Genomic DNA, 17,742 nt, shown 5'->3' on the forward strand with positions numbered 1-17,742 from the left:
CTGTGGACCGCCTCAGGCCAGGTGCACCGAGCTGCGGGCCAGGCTGTCGCGGAAGCCGAGGCGCCGGTAGAGCCGTGCCGCCCCCACGTTGTGCGTGTAGACGCCGAGCGCGACCTGGTCGTACCGGGCGGACAGCGCCCGGGTCATCCCGGCGGTGAGGGCCGCGCCGAGGCCCCGGCCCCGGGCGGCGGGGGCGACGGTCAGCCCGGACAGGAAGCCGATGTCGCCCCGGCTGCGGTCCGCGCCGCAGGCGACCAGCCGGTCGCCGTCGCGGATGCCGTACCAGTCGACGACGCGCGGGTCGCCCGGGCGGGAGGTCGTGGTCGGGAAGGCCTCCTCGATCAGCTCCGCCAGCGCCGGGTGGTCCGCGCCGGTGAGCCGGACCACCCGCTCCTCGCCGGGCTGCGGGGGCGGGGGAGCGGCGGTCCACCGGAAGTCCCAGTGGTCGATCCGGGTCGCGGCCAGCCGGCCGGACAGCTCTGCGGCGTCGAGACGGGGCAGGTGCAGCAACTGGTCGGGCCGGACCTCCCCGGCGGCGACCAGCTCGGCGAAGAGGTCCACCGCAGGCCCCGCGCCGCCGAGCGCGCCGCCGGCCGCGCCCTGGCCCGGCGGGAGCAGCCACGCCACGGCGTCGGCCAGTCGCCAGCCGCGCGGCTCGTCGCCGCGCCACAGCGAGTGCCGGGCGTACGGATGCTGGCCGGCGGCGTCGAGAATGGCGGCCCGCCCCTCCAGGGCCTGGTCGGCGGTGATCATGTCGCCAGCCTAGAACCCGTCCGGGCCCGGCCGGCGACTGACCTGCGCGGACGGCCCATCCACGGTGGAGATTGGCGAACGGGCCGGTGGGGTACATCACGCTCCGACCTACTGTGAACCCCCCACCGGAGGACCGACATGCTCGCCATTCTCGCGGCCATCGTCTTCGGCTTCGCCCTGTTGATCGACCTGCTCGACACCAACTTCGGCGCGCCGGACCTGTTCAACGTGCACACCCTGCTGATGCTCGGTCTGCTGCTGCTCTCCCTCTACCTGGCCGGCGTCGGCAGCGGCCCGCGCGGCGGTGGCGGCGGTGGCGGCGGTGGCCGCGGCCGCTGGTACCGGGGCCGGCGCCCCGGCCGGGGCTGACCGGAATTGATCACTCCGGGTCGGGCCCGCGCCGCAGTTCCGGCGGCGCGGACCCGGCCCGGTAGTGTCTTTCTGATGGAGTCCGACGCCCTCTTCTCCCTCGGTGCGCCCGCCGGTGCGCCCAGCGCCCCCACGGGCTCCGTCGGCGTCGACGGCTTCACCCCGGTGTCGGCCGACTCGCCCCTGCCCGTCCGGATGCGTCCGGCCGGCATCGACGAGCTCGTCGGGCAGGACCACCTCCTCGCCCCGGGGGCCCCGCTACGCCAGCTCGTCGGCGGCGTCACCCCGATGTCGGTGATCCTCTGGGGCCCGCCGGGCAGCGGCAAGACCACCATCGCCCACCTGGTGGCCCGGGCCACCGACCGCCGCTTCGTGGCGATGTCGGCGCTCTCCGCCGGGGTGAAGGACGTCCGCGCGGTCATCGACACCGCCCGCCGGCAGCGCCGCTCGGGCGGCCCGCCGACCGTGCTGTTCATCGACGAGGTGCACCGGTTCAGCAAGACCCAGCAGGACTCGCTGCTCGCCGCCGTCGAGGACCGCACGGTCACCCTGCTCGCGGCGACCACCGAGAACCCGTACTTCTCGGTCATCTCGCCGCTGCTGTCCCGGTGCGTGCTGCTCACCCTCCAGCCGCTGGACGACGCCGCCGTGCGCGGCCTGCTGCGCCGCGCGGTCACCGACCCCCGCGGCCTCGCCGGCGCGCTCACCCTGGAGACCGAGGCCGAGGACCACCTGGTCCGCCTCGCCGGCGGCGACGTGCGCAAGGCGCTGACCGCGCTGGAGGCGGCCGCCGCCTCGGCCACCGCGCTGGGCGCCGAGCGGATCGAGCTGGCCACCGCCGAACAGGCGGTGGACGTCGCCGCGGTGCGCTACGACCGGGCCGGCGACGCCCACTACGACGTCACCAGCGCCCTGATCAAGAGCATGCGCGGCTCCGACGTGGACGCCGCGCTGCACTGGCTGGCCCGGATGCTGGTGGCCGGTGAGGACGCCCGGTTCATCGTCCGCCGCCTGGTCATCTTCGCCAGCGAGGACGTCGGGATGGCCGACCCGACCGCGTTGGGCGTGGCCACCGCCGCCGCCCACGCGGTCGAGTTCGTCGGCCTGCCCGAGGCCCAGCTCAACCTCGCCCAGGCGGTGATCCACCTGGCCACCGCGCCGAAGTCCAACTCGGCGACCAGCGCGATCGGGGCCGCCATGGCCGACGTCCGCGCCGGGCGGGGCGGGCCGGTGCCCCGCAACCTGCGCGACGCCCACTACTCCGGGGCCCGGGGGCTCGGCCACGGCGTGGGCTACCGGTACCCGCACGACGACCCCCGAGGTGTCGTCACCCAGCAGTACGCTCCGGACGACCTTGTCGGGGCCGACTACTACCGTCCCAGCGGACACGGTGCCGAGCGAACGGTGGCCAACCGGCTGCCGTTGCTGCGCGGGATCGTCCGGGGACTGCCCGCCCCGGCACGTCCGGACGCGCCGGTCCCCGCCGGGAACGGCCGCCACCCGTCGGGCAACGGGCACGCCACCGTGGCGGACGAGGACGGCGCAGACGCCGTCGGGGAGGGTCAGCAGTGAGATCCCGTGGTTCGGAGCGACCGGAGGACGGCCCCGACGACCGGCGCGAACAGCGCGCCAAGGGGCGCCGGTGGGGCCGGGGCCGACCCGACAGTGAGCCCGAGGAGCCGGTAAGCGGCGAGGAGTTCGGCTGGATCGACGACCTGCGGTCCGCCAAGCAGCAGCGCGCCGAGCTGGGCCCGGACGGCCTCCCGCCCGGCGCGGTGCCGCCGCCGGGCCGCCCCGACCCGGAGGCCCGGCGCGGCCCGGCCGGCCCGCCGGCCACGCCCCCGGTGCGCGGCGGTGAACCCGGTCCCGCCCGGCCCCGCCCGGTCGACGGGCCGTGGCCCGGTTCGCCGGAGCCTGGCCGCCGCCCCGCCTCGGCCGAGCCGCCCCGCCCGCCGCGCGGCACGCCCCCGCCATCGGCGGCCCCGCCGGTCCGCCCGGCTCAGGGCCCGACCCCGCCCTCCACACCACCGACCGATCCGGCCCGCCCGCCGTACCCTGCGGCGCAGCCGGCCCGGCCGCCGTACCCGGCAGACGCCGCGCCCCGGCCTCCGCAGGTCGGCCCGGAGCCGGCCCGCGACCAGTCTCGTCCGGCCGGCCCCGGCGGGCCGCCGGGGGACCAGCCCCGCCCGCAGGGAGCGACGCCGGTGGCCGGTGCCCCCGGGCACCCCCCTCGCCCACCGGGCCCGCCGGCAGCTCCGGCCGTAAGCGGGGGCCAGCCACCGACCGGCGGCTGGCCGGTCGGCCCGGGTGGGCCGCCGCCCGCCGGCCGGGCCACCGCAGCCGCGCGCCGCCCCACCCCGGAGTCGGCCCCGCCGCCCAGCCGCGCCACGCAGGCGCACCCCCCCGTCGTCGGTGCGCCCCACCCGGCCCCGGCCGACTCGCCTCGGCACGAGCCGGGGGAGCGCCCCGGCCGGGTGCCCGGCGGGCCCGTCGTGGCCGGGCCGGACGAGCCGACCGGCCGTGGCATTGCCGGGCCGGTCCCGCCCGTCGCCCGCCCGACCGGTCGCCGGCGTGCCACCGAGGACTCGCCGCCGGTCGTCCCGCTCAGCGGCAACGCCCCCCCGGTGCCCGGGCTGCCCGCCGGTCCGCCGCCGACCGCGGCCCAGGGCGAGGGCGGGCCGTGGCGGGGCCGGCCCGAACCGGGCCCGGACGAGACCGCCGCTCGTCGCCGGGTCACCCCCGCCGGACCGGCAGACGAGGGCCCCGACGAGCGGGGCGCGGCGACGCCGGGCCGGGCCGACCGTCCGCAGCGCCCGGCGGAGTGGCTTCGCCAGGCCGGCCGGGGCAGCCACACCGACCCCGCCATGCCGATGGTCAACCGTGCCGCCGTTCCGCCTGCGCCGCTGACCGCCGTGCCCCCGGCCGCCGTGCCCCCGGTCGGGGAACCGACCGGTGCCCGCCGGGTCGTCGGCGACGCCGGGCGGGCGTCCGTCGGCCGGGGCCGGCCGGGTGCCGCGCCCGCCACCGGGGCGGGAGACACCGGCCCGCCCACCACCGCCCGGGCCGCCGCCCCGCCCCGCCCGCTGGCGGCTCCCCGCCCCGGCGAGGTCGGGCCGCCCCGGGATCCGGGTACAGGCGAGATCCGGCCGCCGCACGAACGCGTCGCCGGTGAGGCCCGGCCGCCCCGGGAACGGGCCCCGGGCGAGCCGGGCACCGGCGAGGTCAGTGGGCCCCGCGACCCCGGGACCGGCCAGCTCCGGCCGTCGGGTCCGGCGCGGGGGGCCGCCCGTCCCGGCGTGCCCGCCGACGTACCGCACCCGGGCCGGGCGGCCGTCCCCGAGGATCGCCGGTCGTCGGCCGGCCCGACCGGGCTTGTCCCACGCCCGGGCGCGGCCCTTCCCCCGGGTGCGGCCCCCGGCGCCCTGCCGGGTGCCCGGCCCGGCGCCGCAGGTCCGCGCCCGGGCGCCGAGTCCGCCCCCGGAGCCCCGCCGGAGGCCGGGGTCCGCCCCGGTGCCCCCGCAGGTCGGGCGACTCCGCCCGACGCGCCCGCAGGTCGGGCGACTCCGCCCGGTGCCCCCGCAGGTCGGGCGACTCCGCCCGACGCGCCCGCCGGCCCCGCCGGCCGTCCCCCCAAAGCCCGGGTGGCGGCCCCCGACGGCCGGCCCGACGGCGGGCCGGAGGACCGGGTGGCCGGTCGGGCCGCCCCGCCACAGCATGAGCCCGGTCGCGGCGAGCCCGCCGCCGGCCTGTCCCCGGCCCGGCCCGAGCAGCCACCCGCCGTGGCCCGGGCCAGCGTGGCGGTGACCCCCGCCCCGGCCCTCGCCGGTCGACCCGGGCCGGGGCCCGACGACCAGACCTCGGGCCGGGTGACGCTGCGGCCCGACGGCCCTGACGCCCCCGACGGCCCTGACGACCTCACCGGGGACGCCACCGCCGGCCCCGGTGGCCTGCGGGGTGCCCGCTCGGAGCTGCGTCGGCGGATGCGGGAGCGCCGCCGGCTCCGGATGGGCGTGCTCGCTCTGGTCAGCCTGGTGCTGCTCGGCGCGATCCCGCTCTACTTCGGTCTCCGGGCGCTGAGCCACGACCCGGTCTTCGACACCCTGGACGAGCTGGACGTGCCCGGCTGGGCGGCCACGGAGAGCGTCGACAACGTCAGCGGCAGCCGCTGGTGCCTGGCGGAGTGCCGGGTGCGTGAGCGCACCGTCGAGTCCGAGCGGCCGGTGAAGGAGACCACGCAGGCGTACGAGCGTGCCCTGGCCGGGGGCGGCTGGCGGCCGTGGAAGGTGAGCCGCTGCCCGGAGCAGCAGCCAAAGGGCGTGTACACGTGCTGGCGGCGCGACGAGTTGACCCTCGACCTGTGGGTGCGCGAGCCGACCTGCGTCCCGCCGCCGGTCGACGGCGCGCCCGCGCCGACGCCACAGGCCTCGCCCGCAGCGCCGGAGTGCGCCGGCTCGTTGGTGTCGGTGAAGGTCCGCAACGCGATCGACGACGAGCGGACCCGGCCGCAGCCGAGCACCGACCCGTCACTCACCGGCGAGGACCCCTTCCCGACTTTGAGCGAGGATCCGCTCGGCGAGTCGACACCCTCACCGTCGTGAGCCGGGTTTCATAACTGACGGTAGGGTCTGGGGCTGGCAAGCCCGCCTGGTCCCGCTGACCCGCTGAGGGTCGTCGAGCGCCGGTGGGGGTATGACGGTCGCGCGTTCCGGGACGTCGGGTCCCGGAACACTGCTTGAGGAGGACATGCGTGGATGGTGGACAGATCGCTGCGCTGATCGCGGCCGGCGCGTTCCTGATGCTGGTGCTCGTGCTGGCGGTGCCGATCCTGCGCCTGCGGCACACCGTGGACGCCACGACCCGGATGATCAACGACCTCAACGACCGCACCGCGCCGCTGCTCGGTGACGTCAACACCACGGTGAAGAACGTGAACACCGCGCTGGAGCAGGTGCAGACCTCGCTGGACGGGGTGAACCTCCAACTGGCCAAGGTGGACACCATGACCACCCACGCCCAGAACGTGACGGCGAACGTGGCGAACCTGGCCACCGTGGTCTCCGCCGCCGCGGCGAACCCGCTGGTGAAGGTGGCCGCGTTCGGCTACGGCGTGCGGCGGGCCGCCTCCGCCCGGCGCAACGCCGAGACCGAGCGTGACGTGCGCGACACCATCAAGCAGCAGCGTCGCGCGGCCAAGCGCGGCAACGGCTGAGCCGGCCGGCGACGGAGGGGATGAGATCATGAAACGCCTGTTCTGGCTGGGCATCGGATTGGCGGTCGGCGTGGTGGTGGTCCGCAAGGCCACCCGTACCGCGCAGGCGTACACGCCGGCCGGCATCGCCGGAGGCCTGTCACAATCCGCTGGCGGTCTGGTGGATTCGCTGCGTAGCTTCGTGGAGGACGTCCGGATCGGGATGGCCGAGCGGGAGCAGGAGATCCACGAGGCCTTCGCCCGGGGCGAGGCGTTCGACGACCAGTTCGCCGAGCTGCGGGAGGACCCGAGCATCGGCGACCGAGAGATCTTTCCGGAGGATCACCAGCGATGAAGACGGCGGAGATCAAGCGGCGGTACCTCGCGCACTTCGAGGCGAACGGCCATGCCGTGGTGCCGTCCGCTCCGCTGCCCGCCATCAGCGACCCGAACCTGCTGTTCGTCAACGCCGGCATGGTGCAGTTCGTCCCCTATTTCCTCGGGCAGCAGGCCCCGCCCTATTCCCGGGCGGTCAGCGTGCAGAAGTGCATTCGCACCCCGGACATCGACGAGGTCGGCAAGACCAGCCGGCACGGCACGTTCTTCCAGATGAACGGCAACTTCTCCTTCGGTGACTACTTCAAGGACGGGGCGATTCCGCTCGCCTGGGACCTGGTCACCAAGCCGGTCGCGCAGGGCGGCTTCGGGCTGGACCCGGAGCGCGTCTGGCCGACGGTCTACCTCGACGACGACGAGGCGTTCCGGATCTGGCGCTCCGTGGGCGTGCCGGCCGAGCGGATCGTCCGCCGGGGCCGGAAGGACAACTTCTGGTCGATGGGCATCCCCGGTCCGGCCGGGCCGTGCTCCGAGCTGTTCTACGACCGGGGCCCGGAGTACGGGCGCGCGGGCGGGCCGGAGGTCGACGAGGACCGGTACATGGAGTTCTGGAACCTCGTCTTCATGCAGTACGAGATCGCCGACGTCACCAGCAAGGAGCACTTCCGGATCGTCGGTGAGCTGCCGGCGAAGAACATCGACACCGGCATGGGCCTGGAGCGGATGGCCTCCATCCTCCAGGGCGTCGACAACCTCTACGAGATCGACGAGGTCCGGCCGATCCTGGACCGGGCCGCCGAGCTGACCGGCAAGCGGTACGGTGCGCACTCCGGCCAGGTGGCCAGCGAGTCGCACCCCGACGACGTGCGGCTGCGGGTGATCGCCGACCACGTCCGCACCGCGCTGATGCTGATCGGCGACGGGGTCACCCCGAGCAACGAGGGGCGCGGCTACGTGCTGCGCCGGATCATGCGCCGCGCGATCCGGTCGGTGCGCCTGCTCGGCTACCAGGATCGGGCGCTGCCCGAACTGCTGCCGGTGGCCCTGGACTGCATGGCCCCGTCGTACCCGGAGCTGGCGGCCGAGTTCGACCGGATCTCCCAGTACGCGTACGCCGAGGAGGACGCCTTCCTCTCCACGCTGCGCGCCGGCACCACGATCCTGGACACGGCGATCGCCGAGACCAGGTCGGCGGGGAAGGCGGCGCTGACGGGCGACAAGGCGTTCCAGCTGCACGACACCTACGGCTTCCCGATCGACCTGACCCTGGAGATCGCGGCCGAGCAGGGCCTGACGGTGGACGCCGAGGGCTTCCGCCGGCTGATGGCCGACCAGCGCAACCGGGCCAAGGCCGACGCGCGGGCCCGCAAGACCGGGCACACCGACGTGTCGGCGTACCGGTCGGTGCTGGACGCGGGCGGGCCGGTGGAGTTCACCGGGTACACCGAGCTGAACCGGGAGTCCCGGGTCCGCGCGGTGCTGGCCGGCGGTGGCGAGGTCGGCGCGGCGGTCGAGGGCGACACGGTCGAGCTGGTGCTCGACACCACCCCGTTCTACGCCGAGGGCGGCGGCCAGCAGCCCGACCAGGGCCTGATCACCGTCGGCGGCGGGCAGGTCGAGGTCTTCGACGTGCAGCAGCCGGTGCCGGGCCTGATCGTGCACCGGGCCCGGGTGGTCCGGGGCGAGGTGCGTGCCGGCGAGACCGGGTACGCCGAGATCGACGTGACCCGGCGGCGGGCGATCTCCCGCTCGCACACCGCTACCCACCTGGTGCACCAGACGATGCGCAACTTCCTCGGCGAGTCGGCCACCCAGGCCGGTTCGCTGAACGCCCCGGGCCGGCTGCGGTTCGACTTCAACACCCCGACCGGGGTGTCGCCCAGCGTGCTGCACGACGTGGAGCAGCAGGTCAACGAGGTGCTGTTGGCCGACCTGGAGGTGCACGCCTTCATCACCAGCCAGGAGGAGGCCCGCCGGATCGGCGCGATGGCGCTGTTCGGTGAGAAGTACGGCGAGCGGGTCCGGGTCGTCGAGGTCGGCGACTACGCCCGCGAGCTGTGCGGCGGCACCCACGTGGCCCGCTCGGCGCAGCTCGGCCTCGTGAAGATCCTCTCCGAGGCGTCGGTCGGCTCCGGGGTGCGGCGGATCGAGGCCCTGGTGGGCATGGACGCCTTCGGCTTCCTGGCCCGCGAGCACCTGCTGGTCTCCCGGCTCGCCGAGATGTTCCGGGTGCCCGGCGACCAGGTCGCCGACCGGGTGGAGCAGACCGTCACCCAGCTCCGCGACGCGGAGAAGGAGTTGGAGAAGCTGCGCGCCCAGCTCGTGCTCGGCGGCGCGGCGGCCCTGGCCGGGCAGGCGAAGGACGTCCGCGGGGTGGCGTACGTCGGCACCGAGGCGCCCGAGGGCGCGGCCGGCAACGACGTGCGGACCCTGGCCCAGGAGATCCGAGGCAAGATCGACCCGGCGCGGCCGGCTGTGGTGGCCGTGGCGGCCCGTTCGAACGGCAAGGCGTCCCTGGTGGTGGCCGTGAACGCCGCCGCCCGGAGCCGGGGGCTGGCCGCGAAGGACCTGGTCAAGGCCGCCTTCTCCGGTCGGGGTGGCGGCAGCGACGAGCTCGCCCAGGGCGGTGGCCTGCCGGCCGCCGAGGCACCGAAGCTGCTCGCCACCGTTGAGAAGGCGATCGCCGACGCGTGAGCGCATCGCACGTCGAGTCAGGGCGGACCATCCCGGTTCGCCCTGACTCGTGCCAGGACAGGGTGAAGGAATGTTGACCGAATCGTGGCACGGAGTCCGACTGGGGGTGGACGTCGGGCAGGTCCGGGTCGGGGTGGCCCGCTCGGACCCGCACGGGGTGCTGGCCACCCCGCTGGTCACCCTCGCCCGGGACCTGACCGCCGCCCCCGACGCCGTCCCGAGCGACATGGCCGAGGTGGCCGCGCTGATCGCAGAGCACGAGTGCGTCGAGGTCGTCGTCGGCCTTCCGGTCAATCTCGCCGGCCAACTCGGCCCGGCGGCGCGGAACGTGAAGGCGTACGCTGACCGGTTGGCTGATGTAATTGCGCCCGTTCCGGTAACGCTCACCGACGAGAGGATGTCGACCGTGGTTGCTTCTCGTAGGCTGGCCGAGCGTGGCGTCCGGGGAAAGCGCCAACGCGCGGTGGTAGACCAGGCTGCTGCGGTCGAGATCCTGCAGAGCTGGCTGGAAGCACAGCGGAGGCGGACGCGATGATCGACGATCTGGACCTCGGGTTCGACGAGTCGGATCGGGGCGGTGACAAGGGCAAGCACCGGAGCAGCTATGTGCGCAAGCGCAACGGCGAGTCGGGCGGCGGCCGCGGCAAGACCGTCCTCGCTCTGCTCATGGCCTTCGTGCTGCTCGGGGTCATCGGCGGCGGGGCCTTCTACGGCTTCGACCGGATCCAGGGCTACTTCGTCACCCCCGACTACGACGGGTCCGGCACCGGCGAGGTGACGGTGGAGATCAAGCAGGGCGCGCTGATCGCCGACATGGCCGACGCGCTCTACACCGCCGGGGTGATCAAGAGCTCCAAGGCGTTCATCGAGGCCGCCGAGGCGAACTCGCGCAGCAAGAACATCCAGCCCGGCACCTACAAGGTGCGCAAGCAGATGAGCGGCGAGCGGGCCCTGGTCATGCTGCTGGACCTGAAGAACAAGGTCACCAACGGGCTCACCATCCCCGAGGGCACCACGGCCAAGCGCGTCTACAAGCTGCTGTCGGAGAAGACCGGGATCCCGGTCAAGGAGTTCGAGGCCGCCGCGAAGGACCCGAAGGCGCTCGGCGTGCCGGACTTCTGGTTCAAGCGCACCGACGGCAAGCCGGTCAAGAAGTCGATCGAGGGGTTCCTCTACCCGGACACCTATGAGATCCCGCCGAAGGCCACCGCCGAGAGCATCCTCACCCTGATGGTGGAGAACTTCGTCGCCGCCACCGGCGAGATGAAGTTCGCCGACCAGGTTCAGAAGGAGCGCGGCGGCATCAGCCCGTACGAGGCGCTGATCGTCGCGTCGTTGGCCCAGGCCGAGGCGGGGAACAAGGACGACCTCGGGAAGGTCGCCCGGGTCGCCTACAACCGGGTGTACGGCGAGTTCTTCTGCAACTGCCTGGAGATGGACGTCACGGTCAACTACTACTTCGAGTCGATCGGCCAGGAGGGCAAGCGGTCGAAGGACATGACCGCGGCCGAGCTGGACGACAAGAAGAACCCGTACAACCGCAAGCTGTCCGGGATGATCCCCACCCCGATCAACAACCCCGGCAAGGAAGCCCTCCAGGGGGCGATGGACCCGCCACCCGGCAAGTGGCTCTACTTCGTGGCGATCGACAAGCAGGGGCACTCGGCCTTCGCCGAGACCTTCGAGGGCCATGAGAGGAACATGGCGAAGGCCAAGGAGGCCGGGATCATCTGATGACGACGCCTCGGCGGGCGGCGGTGGTCGGCAAGCCGATCAGCCACTCCCTCTCCCCGGTGATCCACAACGCCGGCTACGCCGCGGCCGGCCTCGCCGGGTGGTCGTACACGACGATCGAGTGCGCGGAGGCGGAGCTGCCGGCCATGGTCGCCGGCCTCGGCCCCGAGTGGGCCGGGCTGTCGGTGACCATGCCGTGCAAGGAGGCGACCCTCGCCCTCGCGGCCGAGGTGTCGCCGGTCGCCGCCGCGATGGGCGCGGCGAACACCCTGGTCCACCGGCCCGACGGCTCCTGGTACGCGGACAACACCGACGCCGCCGGGATGGCCGAGCTGCTCACGGCGGCGGACGTCCGGCCCGGGGCCCGGGTGACGGTGCTCGGCGCGGGCGGCACCGGCCGGGCCGCCCTGGCCGCCGCCGCCCGCCTCGGCTCGGGCACCGTGACCGTGGTGGCCCGGCGAGCCTCGGCGATCGACGAGCTGCGCCCGGCCGCCGACGCGCTCGGCCTGCGGCTGGCCGGCGCTGACTGGGCCGACGCCCTGCGCCACACCGACGCCGACGTGGTGGTCTCCACCGTGCCGAAGGGCGTCACCGACCAACTCGCCGCCGAGGCGCGGTGGCGGCCCGGCGCGGTCTACTTCGACGCGCTCTACGACCCGTGGCCCACCCCGCTCGCCGCCTCGGCCGAGGCAGCCGGGTGCCGGGTCGTCTCCGGGCTGGACCTGCTGGTCGCCCAGGCAGTCGGCCAGTTCGAGCACTTCACCGGCGTCCGCGCCCCGGTCCCGGCGATGGCTGCCGCGCTGTCGGCCGAGGTCGGCATCGATATCCGCCCGGTCCGGTAGCCCGGTCTCGCCGGCCCGGTCGAGCCGACGCTCGGCGACCAGCAAGATCATCTGTTGTGCATCCGCGGTCGGTGCCACGCCGGGAGCGGGCCTGGCACCGCGGCTCTCAGGACGAGGTCGACATGTCTTCCAGGCCATCGGCCGCCCCCGCTGAGCAGCGGGTCACCTCCGGCGAGCAGGCGTCGTCAGTGCTCGGAATGGGACTCAAGCGCAGGCTGGCGGTCGCAGCTGACCCCGAAGCGTCGCACGTCGTGGTCGAGGTGTTGATGGCTGATCCGGCACCGGCGGTACGTCGGCGGGTCGGGGGCCGTTTCGGGGTCCCGGAGGCTGTCCTGCGCCGCCTCGCTGCCGACCCGGACGACAAGGTGCGCCAGGCGGTGGCGGAGAACCCGGGCTGTCCGCCGGAACTGCTCGTAGTGCTGGTTGACGACCCGAACTTCCACGTCCGGTTCGCGGTCCTTGACCATCCCCGCGTCGACCGTCGAGTGCACGAGGCCGTCTGCCGATCCTCTGACGAGGACCTTCGTCGCGTCCTCGCTGAGTCGGGCTCGTTCGACGACGACATCGGCGTCGAACTGCTTGCCGATCCGTCGGCGGCTGTCCGGGCCGGTCTGGCCGCCAACACCACGGCGGCGCACACTCTCGCCGTTCTGCTACGGGATTCCGAGCCGAAGGTGCGGGCAGGCGCGGCCCTCAACCCCCGGACGACCGCCGAGGACCGTCGTGGTCTCGCCCGGGACAAAGCGGCGGCCGTGCGCATGGCGCTGGTGCAGTCCGTCGAGTTGGCGGAGGAGGACCTTCAGGCTCTCGCGGCTGACCGTTCCACCAACGTCCGGTGGTGGCTGGCGACCGTACCGTGGACACCTCGGGTGATCCTGCGCGTCTTGGCCGACGACAGGTCATCGGAAGTCAGCACGCAGGCGCGGATACGACTCGGACTCGCGGAGGGCTGAGCGCAACGGCGGGCGCGGCGTCCGCAGGGCGGGACACGGCGGGCGGTGCGGTGGGACGTAACCCGGTCGTGACAGACTTGCCGACGTGTTGCGCTGGCTGACTGCAGGTGAATCGCACGGTCCCGCCCTCGTCGCGATGATGGAGGGCGTGCCCGCCGGGATCGGGGTGACCACCGGCGAGATCGCCGGTGAGCTGGCTCGCCGCCGGCTCGGCTACGGCCGGGGCGCCCGGATGGCGTTCGAGCGGGACGAGATCGAGGTGATCGGCGGGCTCCGGCACGGTGTCACCCTGGGCAGCCCGGTGGCCATCCGGGTCGGCAACTCCGAGTGGCCCAAGTGGCAGACGGTGATGGCCGCCGATCCGGTGGACCCCGACGAGCTGGCCCAGCAGGCCCGCAACGCCCCGCTGACCCGCCCGCGCCCGGGCCACGCCGACCTGGCCGGCATGCAGAAGTACGGTCACACCGACGCCCGGCCGATCCTGGAGCGGGCCAGCGCGCGGGAGACCGCCGCCCGGGTCGCCGTCGGCACCGTGGCGAAGGCGCTGATCAAGCAGGCCCTCGGCATCGAGATCGTCTCGCACGTGGTGGAGCTGGGCCCGGTCGCGGTCAAGCCGGGGCTGCGCCCGACGCCGCAGGACGCCGAGCGGATCGACGCCGACCCGCTGCGCTGCCTCGACCCGGAGGCCAGCGCCCGGATGGTCGCCGAGGTCGACGCCGCGAAGAAGGCCGCCGACACCCTCGGCGGCGTGGTCGAGGTGCTGGCGTACGGGGTGCCGCCGGGCCTGGGCAGTCACGTGCAGTGGGACCGCAAGCTCGACGCCCGGCTCGCCACGGCGCTGATGTCCATCCAGGCGATCAAGGGCGTGGAGATCGGCGACGGCTGGCAGCAGGCCCGCTCGCGCGGCTCCGAGGCGCACGACGAGATCATCCCCACCACGACCGGGGTGCGCCGGGTCACCGACCGGGCCGGTGGCCTGGAGGGCGGCATCACCACCGGCGAGCCGCTGCGGGTGAAGGCGGCCATGAAGCCGATCTCCTCGTTGAACCGGGCCCTGGCCACCGTCGACGTGACCACGGGGGAGGCGGCGACGGCGATCAACCAGCGTTCCGACGTCTGCGCCGTGCCGGCCGCCGCAGTGGTCGCCGAGGCGATGGTGGCCCTGGTGCTCGCGGAGGCCGCCACGGAGAAGTTCGGCGGCGACTCGGTGGCCGAGATCCGCCGGAACCTGGCCGGCTACCTCGACTCTCTGGTGATCCGGTGAACCAGACGCGACCGGTGGTCGTCCTCGTCGGGTCGCCGGGGTCCGGCAAGACCACCGTCGGGACGGCGCTCGCCGCGCTGCTCGGGGTGGAGTTCCGGGACACCGACGCCGACATCGAGCGGCTGGCCGGCAAGCCGATCCCGGAGATCTTCGTCGACGAGGGGGAGGCGCACTTCCGTACCCTCGAACGGGCCGCCACCGCCGCGGCGCTGGCCTCCTGCGCGGGGGTGCTCGCCCTCGGCGGCGGCGCGGTGCTCGCGGAGGAGAACCGGGCCGCCCTGATCGGGCACACCGTGGTGCACCTGAGCGTCGAGCTGCCCGACGCGGTGAAGCGGGTCGGGCTGGGCGCCGGCCGGCCGCTGCTGGCGATCAACCCGCGGGCGACGCTGAAGTACCTGATGGACCAGCGCCGCCCGCTCTACGCCGAGGTGGCGACCGCGACCGTGGTCACCGACGGGCACGGCCCGGAGGAGATTGCCGCCGAGATCGCGGCCCTGCTCAAGCCCTGACCCCGCCCAGCCCCGGGATGAGGGGGTCAGGAACGGGCCGCCACCGGTCGCGCCGGCCGCGCCGGCCTCGGGCCCTTCCGCACCGGTCGCCAGGTGGCGAGCAGCGCCAGGGCGAGCGCGATCTCGGCGAGGTCGCCCCCGTAGTACATGACCGTCGCCCCGGCCCGGAGCTGGTCGGGCGGTCCCGGCACGTCCACGGCGAGCCCGGCGTACAGGAGTTGGGCGAGGGCGGCGTGGGCGGCGACGGCGACGCCGAGCACCACTAGCCGGGCCGGCACCCGGGGCCGGTGCGGGCCCGGGTCGGGGCCGGCGACCGACCAGGTGAACAGGCAGCCGGCGAGCAGGAAGTGCAGGTGCACCAGGTGGTGCAGCGGCGGCGACGTCAGGGTGGCCCGGTACAGCGGCGTCAGGTACAGCAGGTACAGCCCGCCGGCGGTCAGCGCCAGCCCGGTGACCGGGTGGGCGAGCGCGCCCAGCGCCGGCCGGCGCAGCAGCCGGACCAGCGCCCGGCCGCGCCGCCGGTCCACGGTGCGCAGCAGCAGGGTGCCCGGCGCGCCGAGCACCAGCCCCAGCGGCGCCAGCATGCCGATCAGCAGGTGCTGCCACGCGTGCCCGGCGAAGCCGCCCGCTGGCAGGCCGAGCCCGACCGCGAGCAGGCCCGCGCCGGCGCCGAAGGCCGCCGTCCGCCGGTGCGGCCACCCGCCGCCGCCCGGGCCCCGCTGCCGCAGCGCGGCGGCGAGGTAGACCCAGAACAGCGCCAGGGGTACGAGCAGCGCCGGCCCCGGGGCGAACCCGTCGTGGCCGGCGTGGGCCGGGGTCACCGCCGGTCGGCGCAGACGTCCACGGCCGTGCCGCGCCGCTGCACCAGCCAGCCGCCGGCGACCAGCGCCGCCCCGAACGCCAGGAACCCGAGGTCCCACCAGGTCTGGTATTCGCCGCCGCGCACGTGGTGGATGCCGAGCAGGTGGTGGTCGACGACCCCCTCGACGAGGTTGAACAGCCCCCAGCCGACCAGCGCCCAGCCCCACAGCACGGGGGAGCGCCACAGCCGGCCCCGGGACCGGGTCACCCGGGAGTAGAGCAGGGCCAGCCCGGCCAGCACCGCCACCCAGGTCACCACGTGGAAGATCCCGTCCCACAGGGTGTTGATCTCCAGCCCGGGCACCGTGTCCACCGGGTACGCCCGCACCCCGACGTTGTCGCTTCCGGTGCTGCTGAGCATGTGGTGCCACTGGAGCACCTGATGCAGCACGATGCCGTCGGCGAAGCCGCCGAGGCCGACGCCGAGGATGATGGCGGGCAACCGGATGTCGGCGCCGAGGACGGTGGCGGACCCCCGGATTTCGGTGCCGCTGGTCGTGGGTGTGCTCATCGGGGGAACCTCCGCCTCGTCGACTGGTCCGTGCTGCAACGCTGCCCCCGTTCTGCCCAGCTCAACGCCGACGGGTGCCCGCCGGTCACGCCCGGCGGCCACGGAGTGGACAGTCGCCGCCGGGCCCCCGCCGGCTGGACTAGGCTGCCGGGCGATGGACGAGGTGACCCGTATTCCGGTCGGCGGCGAGCGGCCGTACGACGTGCTGGTGGGACGCGACCTGCTCGACGCGCTACCGGCGTTGCTGCCCGACGCGACCCGGGTGGCGGTGCTGCACGCGCCGCCGCTGAAAGGGCTGGCCGACGCGCTCGGCGCCCGCCTGGCCGCCGTCGGGATGACACCGCTGACCGTGGAGGTGCCGGACGCCGAGGCGGGCAAGGCCGTCGAGGTGGCCGCCGCGTGCTGGGACCGGCTCGGCGAGGCGGGCTTCACCCGTACCGATGCGGTGGTCGGGGTGGGCGGCGGCGCGGTCACCGACCTGGCCGGCTTCGTCGCGGCCTGCTGGCTGCGCGGGGTGCGCTGGGTGGCGGTGGCGACCTCGCTGCTCGGCATGGTCGACGCCGCCGTCGGCGGCAAGACCGGGATCAACACCGCGGCCGGCAAGAACCTGGTCGGCGGCTTCCACCCGCCGGTCGGGGTGCTGTGCGACCTCACGGTGCTCGACAGCCTTCCGCCGGCCGACCTGGCCGCCGGCCTGGCCGAGGTGGTCAAGTGCGGGTTCATCGTCGACCCGGTGATCCTCGACCTGGTCGAGCGGGAACGGGCCGCGGCCACCGACCCGACCTCGCCGGTGGTGCGGGAGCTGGTCGAGCGGGCGATCCGGGTCAAGGCCGACGTGGTCTCCGGCGACCTGCGCGAGTCCGGGATACGCGAGGTGCTCAACTACGGCCACACCCTGGCCCACGCGATCGAGAAGGTGGAGGGGTACCGCTGGCGGCACGGGCACGCCGTCGCCGTCGGCCTGGTCTACGCGGCCGAGCTGGCCCGGCTGGCCGGCCGGCTGGACTCCGCGACCGCGGCCCGGCACCGCACGGTGCTCACGGCGCTCGGGCTGCCGACGGGCTACCGGGCCGACGCGTGGCCGCAGCTGCTGGCCGCGATGCGGGTGGACAAGAAGGCCCGGGGCTCGCGGCTGCGGTTCGTGGTGCTCGACGGCCTGGCCCGCCCGACGATCCTGGAGGGCCCGGACGACGAGCTGCTGCACGCCGCCTACGAGGAGATCACCTCATGAGGGTGTACGTGCTGAACGGGCCGAACCTGGGCCGGCTGGGCACCCGCCAGGTCGACGTGTACGGGGCGACCAGCTACGCCGACCTGGTGACGCTGTGCGTGCGGACCGGCCGGGAACTGGGGCTGGACGTGGTGGTCCGGCAGACCGACGCCGAGCACGAGCTGGTCGGCTGGCTGCACGAGGCGGCCGACGAGGGCGCGGCGGTGGTGCTCAACCCGGCCGCCTGGTCGCACTACTCGATCGCGGTCCGGGACGCCTGCGCGATGCTGCGGGCCCCCCTCGTCGAGGTGCACATCTCCAACATCCACGCCCGGGAGGAGTTCCGCCGGCACTCGGTGGTCTCCGCCGTGGCGACCGGGGTGATCTGTGGCCTGGGTCTCGACGGCTACCGCCTCGCCCTGCACCACCTGGCGGCCCGCCCGGGCGCGGCGGCGGCCGGCGGTTGACGGCGGGGACGGCCGGCGGCGGCAGGCAGTAGACTTGCCAGGTCTGTCCGC

Annotated in this window: 17 protein-coding genes; 14 read left to right on the forward strand and 3 right to left on the reverse strand. The window is 74.8% G+C overall.

Going from position 1 to position 17,742, the window contains the following annotated elements:
• Positions 1 to 12: 12 nt before the first annotated feature.
• Entirely contained in the window at positions 13 to 753 is a 741-nt protein-coding gene (locus GVV04_RS26000; RefSeq protein ID WP_161691415.1) for a GNAT family N-acetyltransferase, read from the reverse strand.
• A gap of 138 nt (positions 754 to 891) precedes the next feature.
• On the opposite strand from GVV04_RS26000, the gene GVV04_RS26005 reads away from it, so the two are divergent.
• From GVV04_RS26005 to GVV04_RS26060, 12 genes are all read left to right on the forward strand, one after another.
• Entirely contained in the window at positions 892 to 1,122 is a 231-nt protein-coding gene (locus tag GVV04_RS26005; protein WP_161691417.1) for a hypothetical protein, read from the forward strand.
• A gap of 75 nt (positions 1,123 to 1,197) precedes the next feature.
• Positions 1,198 to 2,694: a replication-associated recombination protein A gene (locus GVV04_RS26010; RefSeq protein WP_161691419.1), complete on the forward strand. Its 1,497-nt coding sequence runs from the start codon at positions 1,198 to 1,200 to the stop codon at positions 2,692 to 2,694.
• 2,408 nt (positions 2,695 to 5,102) lie between these two features.
• Positions 5,103 to 5,720: a hypothetical protein gene (locus GVV04_RS26015; protein WP_161691608.1), complete on the forward strand. Its 618-nt coding sequence runs from the start codon at positions 5,103 to 5,105 to the stop codon at positions 5,718 to 5,720.
• A gap of 149 nt (positions 5,721 to 5,869) precedes the next feature.
• Entirely contained in the window at positions 5,870 to 6,331 is a 462-nt protein-coding gene (locus tag GVV04_RS26020) for a DUF948 domain-containing protein (RefSeq protein ID WP_161691421.1), read from the forward strand.
• A gap of 28 nt (positions 6,332 to 6,359) precedes the next feature.
• Complete coding sequence (locus tag GVV04_RS26025) at positions 6,360 to 6,665, forward strand: hypothetical protein (protein ID WP_161691423.1); 306 nt, start codon at positions 6,360 to 6,362, stop codon at positions 6,663 to 6,665.
• The gene (alaS, locus tag GVV04_RS26030) at positions 6,662 to 9,340 is read left to right on the forward strand and encodes an alanine--tRNA ligase (protein WP_161691425.1); all 2,679 of its coding nucleotides are present in this window, start codon (positions 6,662 to 6,664) and stop codon (positions 9,338 to 9,340) included. Before GVV04_RS26025 ends, alaS begins: the two co-directional genes overlap by 4 nt.
• A 70-nt stretch (positions 9,341 to 9,410) precedes the next feature.
• Entirely contained in the window at positions 9,411 to 9,875 is a 465-nt protein-coding gene (gene ruvX, locus GVV04_RS26035) for a Holliday junction resolvase RuvX (protein WP_161691427.1), read from the forward strand.
• On the forward strand, positions 9,872 to 11,074 hold the full coding sequence (mltG, locus tag GVV04_RS26040; RefSeq protein ID WP_161691429.1) for an endolytic transglycosylase MltG: 1,203 nt from the start codon (positions 9,872 to 9,874) through the stop codon (positions 11,072 to 11,074). The genes ruvX and mltG overlap by 4 nt, the downstream gene beginning before the upstream one ends.
• Positions 11,074 to 11,916: a shikimate dehydrogenase gene (locus GVV04_RS26045; RefSeq protein WP_161691431.1), complete on the forward strand. Its 843-nt coding sequence runs from the start codon at positions 11,074 to 11,076 to the stop codon at positions 11,914 to 11,916. The genes mltG and GVV04_RS26045 overlap by 1 nt, the downstream gene beginning before the upstream one ends.
• Before the next feature lie 266 nt (positions 11,917 to 12,182).
• Positions 12,183 to 12,869, forward strand: coding sequence for a hypothetical protein (locus GVV04_RS26050; protein ID WP_235967059.1), 687 nt, complete (start codon positions 12,183 to 12,185; stop codon positions 12,867 to 12,869).
• An 85-nt stretch (positions 12,870 to 12,954) separates the two neighbouring features.
• Positions 12,955 to 14,133, forward strand: coding sequence for a chorismate synthase (gene aroC, locus GVV04_RS26055; RefSeq protein WP_161691435.1), 1,179 nt, complete (start codon positions 12,955 to 12,957; stop codon positions 14,131 to 14,133).
• On the forward strand, positions 14,130 to 14,642 hold the full coding sequence (locus tag GVV04_RS26060) for a shikimate kinase (RefSeq protein WP_161691437.1): 513 nt from the start codon (positions 14,130 to 14,132) through the stop codon (positions 14,640 to 14,642). Before aroC ends, GVV04_RS26060 begins: the two co-directional genes overlap by 4 nt.
• Positions 14,643 to 14,668: 26 nt before the next feature.
• On the opposite strand, the gene GVV04_RS26065 is transcribed toward GVV04_RS26060, so the two are convergent.
• Complete coding sequence (locus tag GVV04_RS26065) at positions 14,669 to 15,463, reverse strand: cytochrome c oxidase assembly protein (protein ID WP_161691439.1); 795 nt, start codon at positions 15,461 to 15,463, stop codon at positions 14,669 to 14,671.
• The gene (locus tag GVV04_RS26070; protein ID WP_235967001.1) at positions 15,460 to 16,014 is read right to left on the reverse strand and encodes a DUF2243 domain-containing protein; all 555 of its coding nucleotides are present in this window, start codon (positions 16,012 to 16,014) and stop codon (positions 15,460 to 15,462) included. Before GVV04_RS26070 ends, GVV04_RS26065 begins: the two co-directional genes overlap by 4 nt.
• Before the next feature lie 154 nt (positions 16,015 to 16,168).
• On the opposite strand from GVV04_RS26070, the gene aroB reads away from it, so the two are divergent.
• Positions 16,169 to 17,245, forward strand: a complete 1,077-nt coding sequence (aroB, locus tag GVV04_RS26075; protein WP_161691441.1) for a 3-dehydroquinate synthase — start codon at positions 16,169 to 16,171, stop codon at positions 17,243 to 17,245.
• Entirely contained in the window at positions 17,242 to 17,691 is a 450-nt protein-coding gene (gene aroQ, locus GVV04_RS26080; RefSeq protein ID WP_161691443.1) for a type II 3-dehydroquinate dehydratase, read from the forward strand. Before aroB ends, aroQ begins: the two co-directional genes overlap by 4 nt.
• Positions 17,692 to 17,742: the final 51 nt, after the last annotated feature.

Source organism: Micromonospora rubida, assembly GCF_009908295.1.
Taxonomy (GTDB): Bacteria; Actinomycetota; Actinomycetes; order Mycobacteriales; family Micromonosporaceae; genus Micromonospora; species Micromonospora rubida.

What these genes read in the sequence shown, in the direction of transcription:
- aroB (WP_161691441.1), top strand. Translation starts at nt 16,169, where the DNA reads ATGGACGAGGTGACCCGTATTCCGGTCGGCGGCGAGCGGCCGTACGAC.
- GVV04_RS26050 (WP_235967059.1), top strand. Translation starts at nt 12,183, where the DNA reads ATGGCTGATCCGGCACCGGCGGTACGTCGGCGGGTCGGGGGCCGTTTC.
- GVV04_RS26070 (WP_235967001.1), bottom strand. Translation starts at nt 16,014, where the DNA reads ATGAGCACACCCACGACCAGCGGCACCGAAATCCGGGGGTCCGCCACC.
- GVV04_RS26045 (WP_161691431.1), top strand. Translation starts at nt 11,074, where the DNA reads ATGACGACGCCTCGGCGGGCGGCGGTGGTCGGCAAGCCGATCAGCCAC.
- GVV04_RS26005 (WP_161691417.1), top strand. Translation starts at nt 892, where the DNA reads ATGCTCGCCATTCTCGCGGCCATCGTCTTCGGCTTCGCCCTGTTGATC.
- GVV04_RS26000 (WP_161691415.1), bottom strand. Translation starts at nt 753, where the DNA reads ATGATCACCGCCGACCAGGCCCTGGAGGGGCGGGCCGCCATTCTCGAC.
- ruvX (WP_161691427.1), top strand. Translation starts at nt 9,411, where the DNA reads ATGTTGACCGAATCGTGGCACGGAGTCCGACTGGGGGTGGACGTCGGG.
- aroQ (WP_161691443.1), top strand. Translation starts at nt 17,242, where the DNA reads ATGAGGGTGTACGTGCTGAACGGGCCGAACCTGGGCCGGCTGGGCACC.
- mltG (WP_161691429.1), top strand. Translation starts at nt 9,872, where the DNA reads ATGATCGACGATCTGGACCTCGGGTTCGACGAGTCGGATCGGGGCGGT.
- GVV04_RS26015 (WP_161691608.1), top strand. Translation starts at nt 5,103, where the DNA reads ATGCGGGAGCGCCGCCGGCTCCGGATGGGCGTGCTCGCTCTGGTCAGC.
- GVV04_RS26025 (WP_161691423.1), top strand. Translation starts at nt 6,360, where the DNA reads ATGAAACGCCTGTTCTGGCTGGGCATCGGATTGGCGGTCGGCGTGGTG.
- GVV04_RS26010 (WP_161691419.1), top strand. Translation starts at nt 1,198, where the DNA reads ATGGAGTCCGACGCCCTCTTCTCCCTCGGTGCGCCCGCCGGTGCGCCC.
- alaS (WP_161691425.1), top strand. Translation starts at nt 6,662, where the DNA reads ATGAAGACGGCGGAGATCAAGCGGCGGTACCTCGCGCACTTCGAGGCG.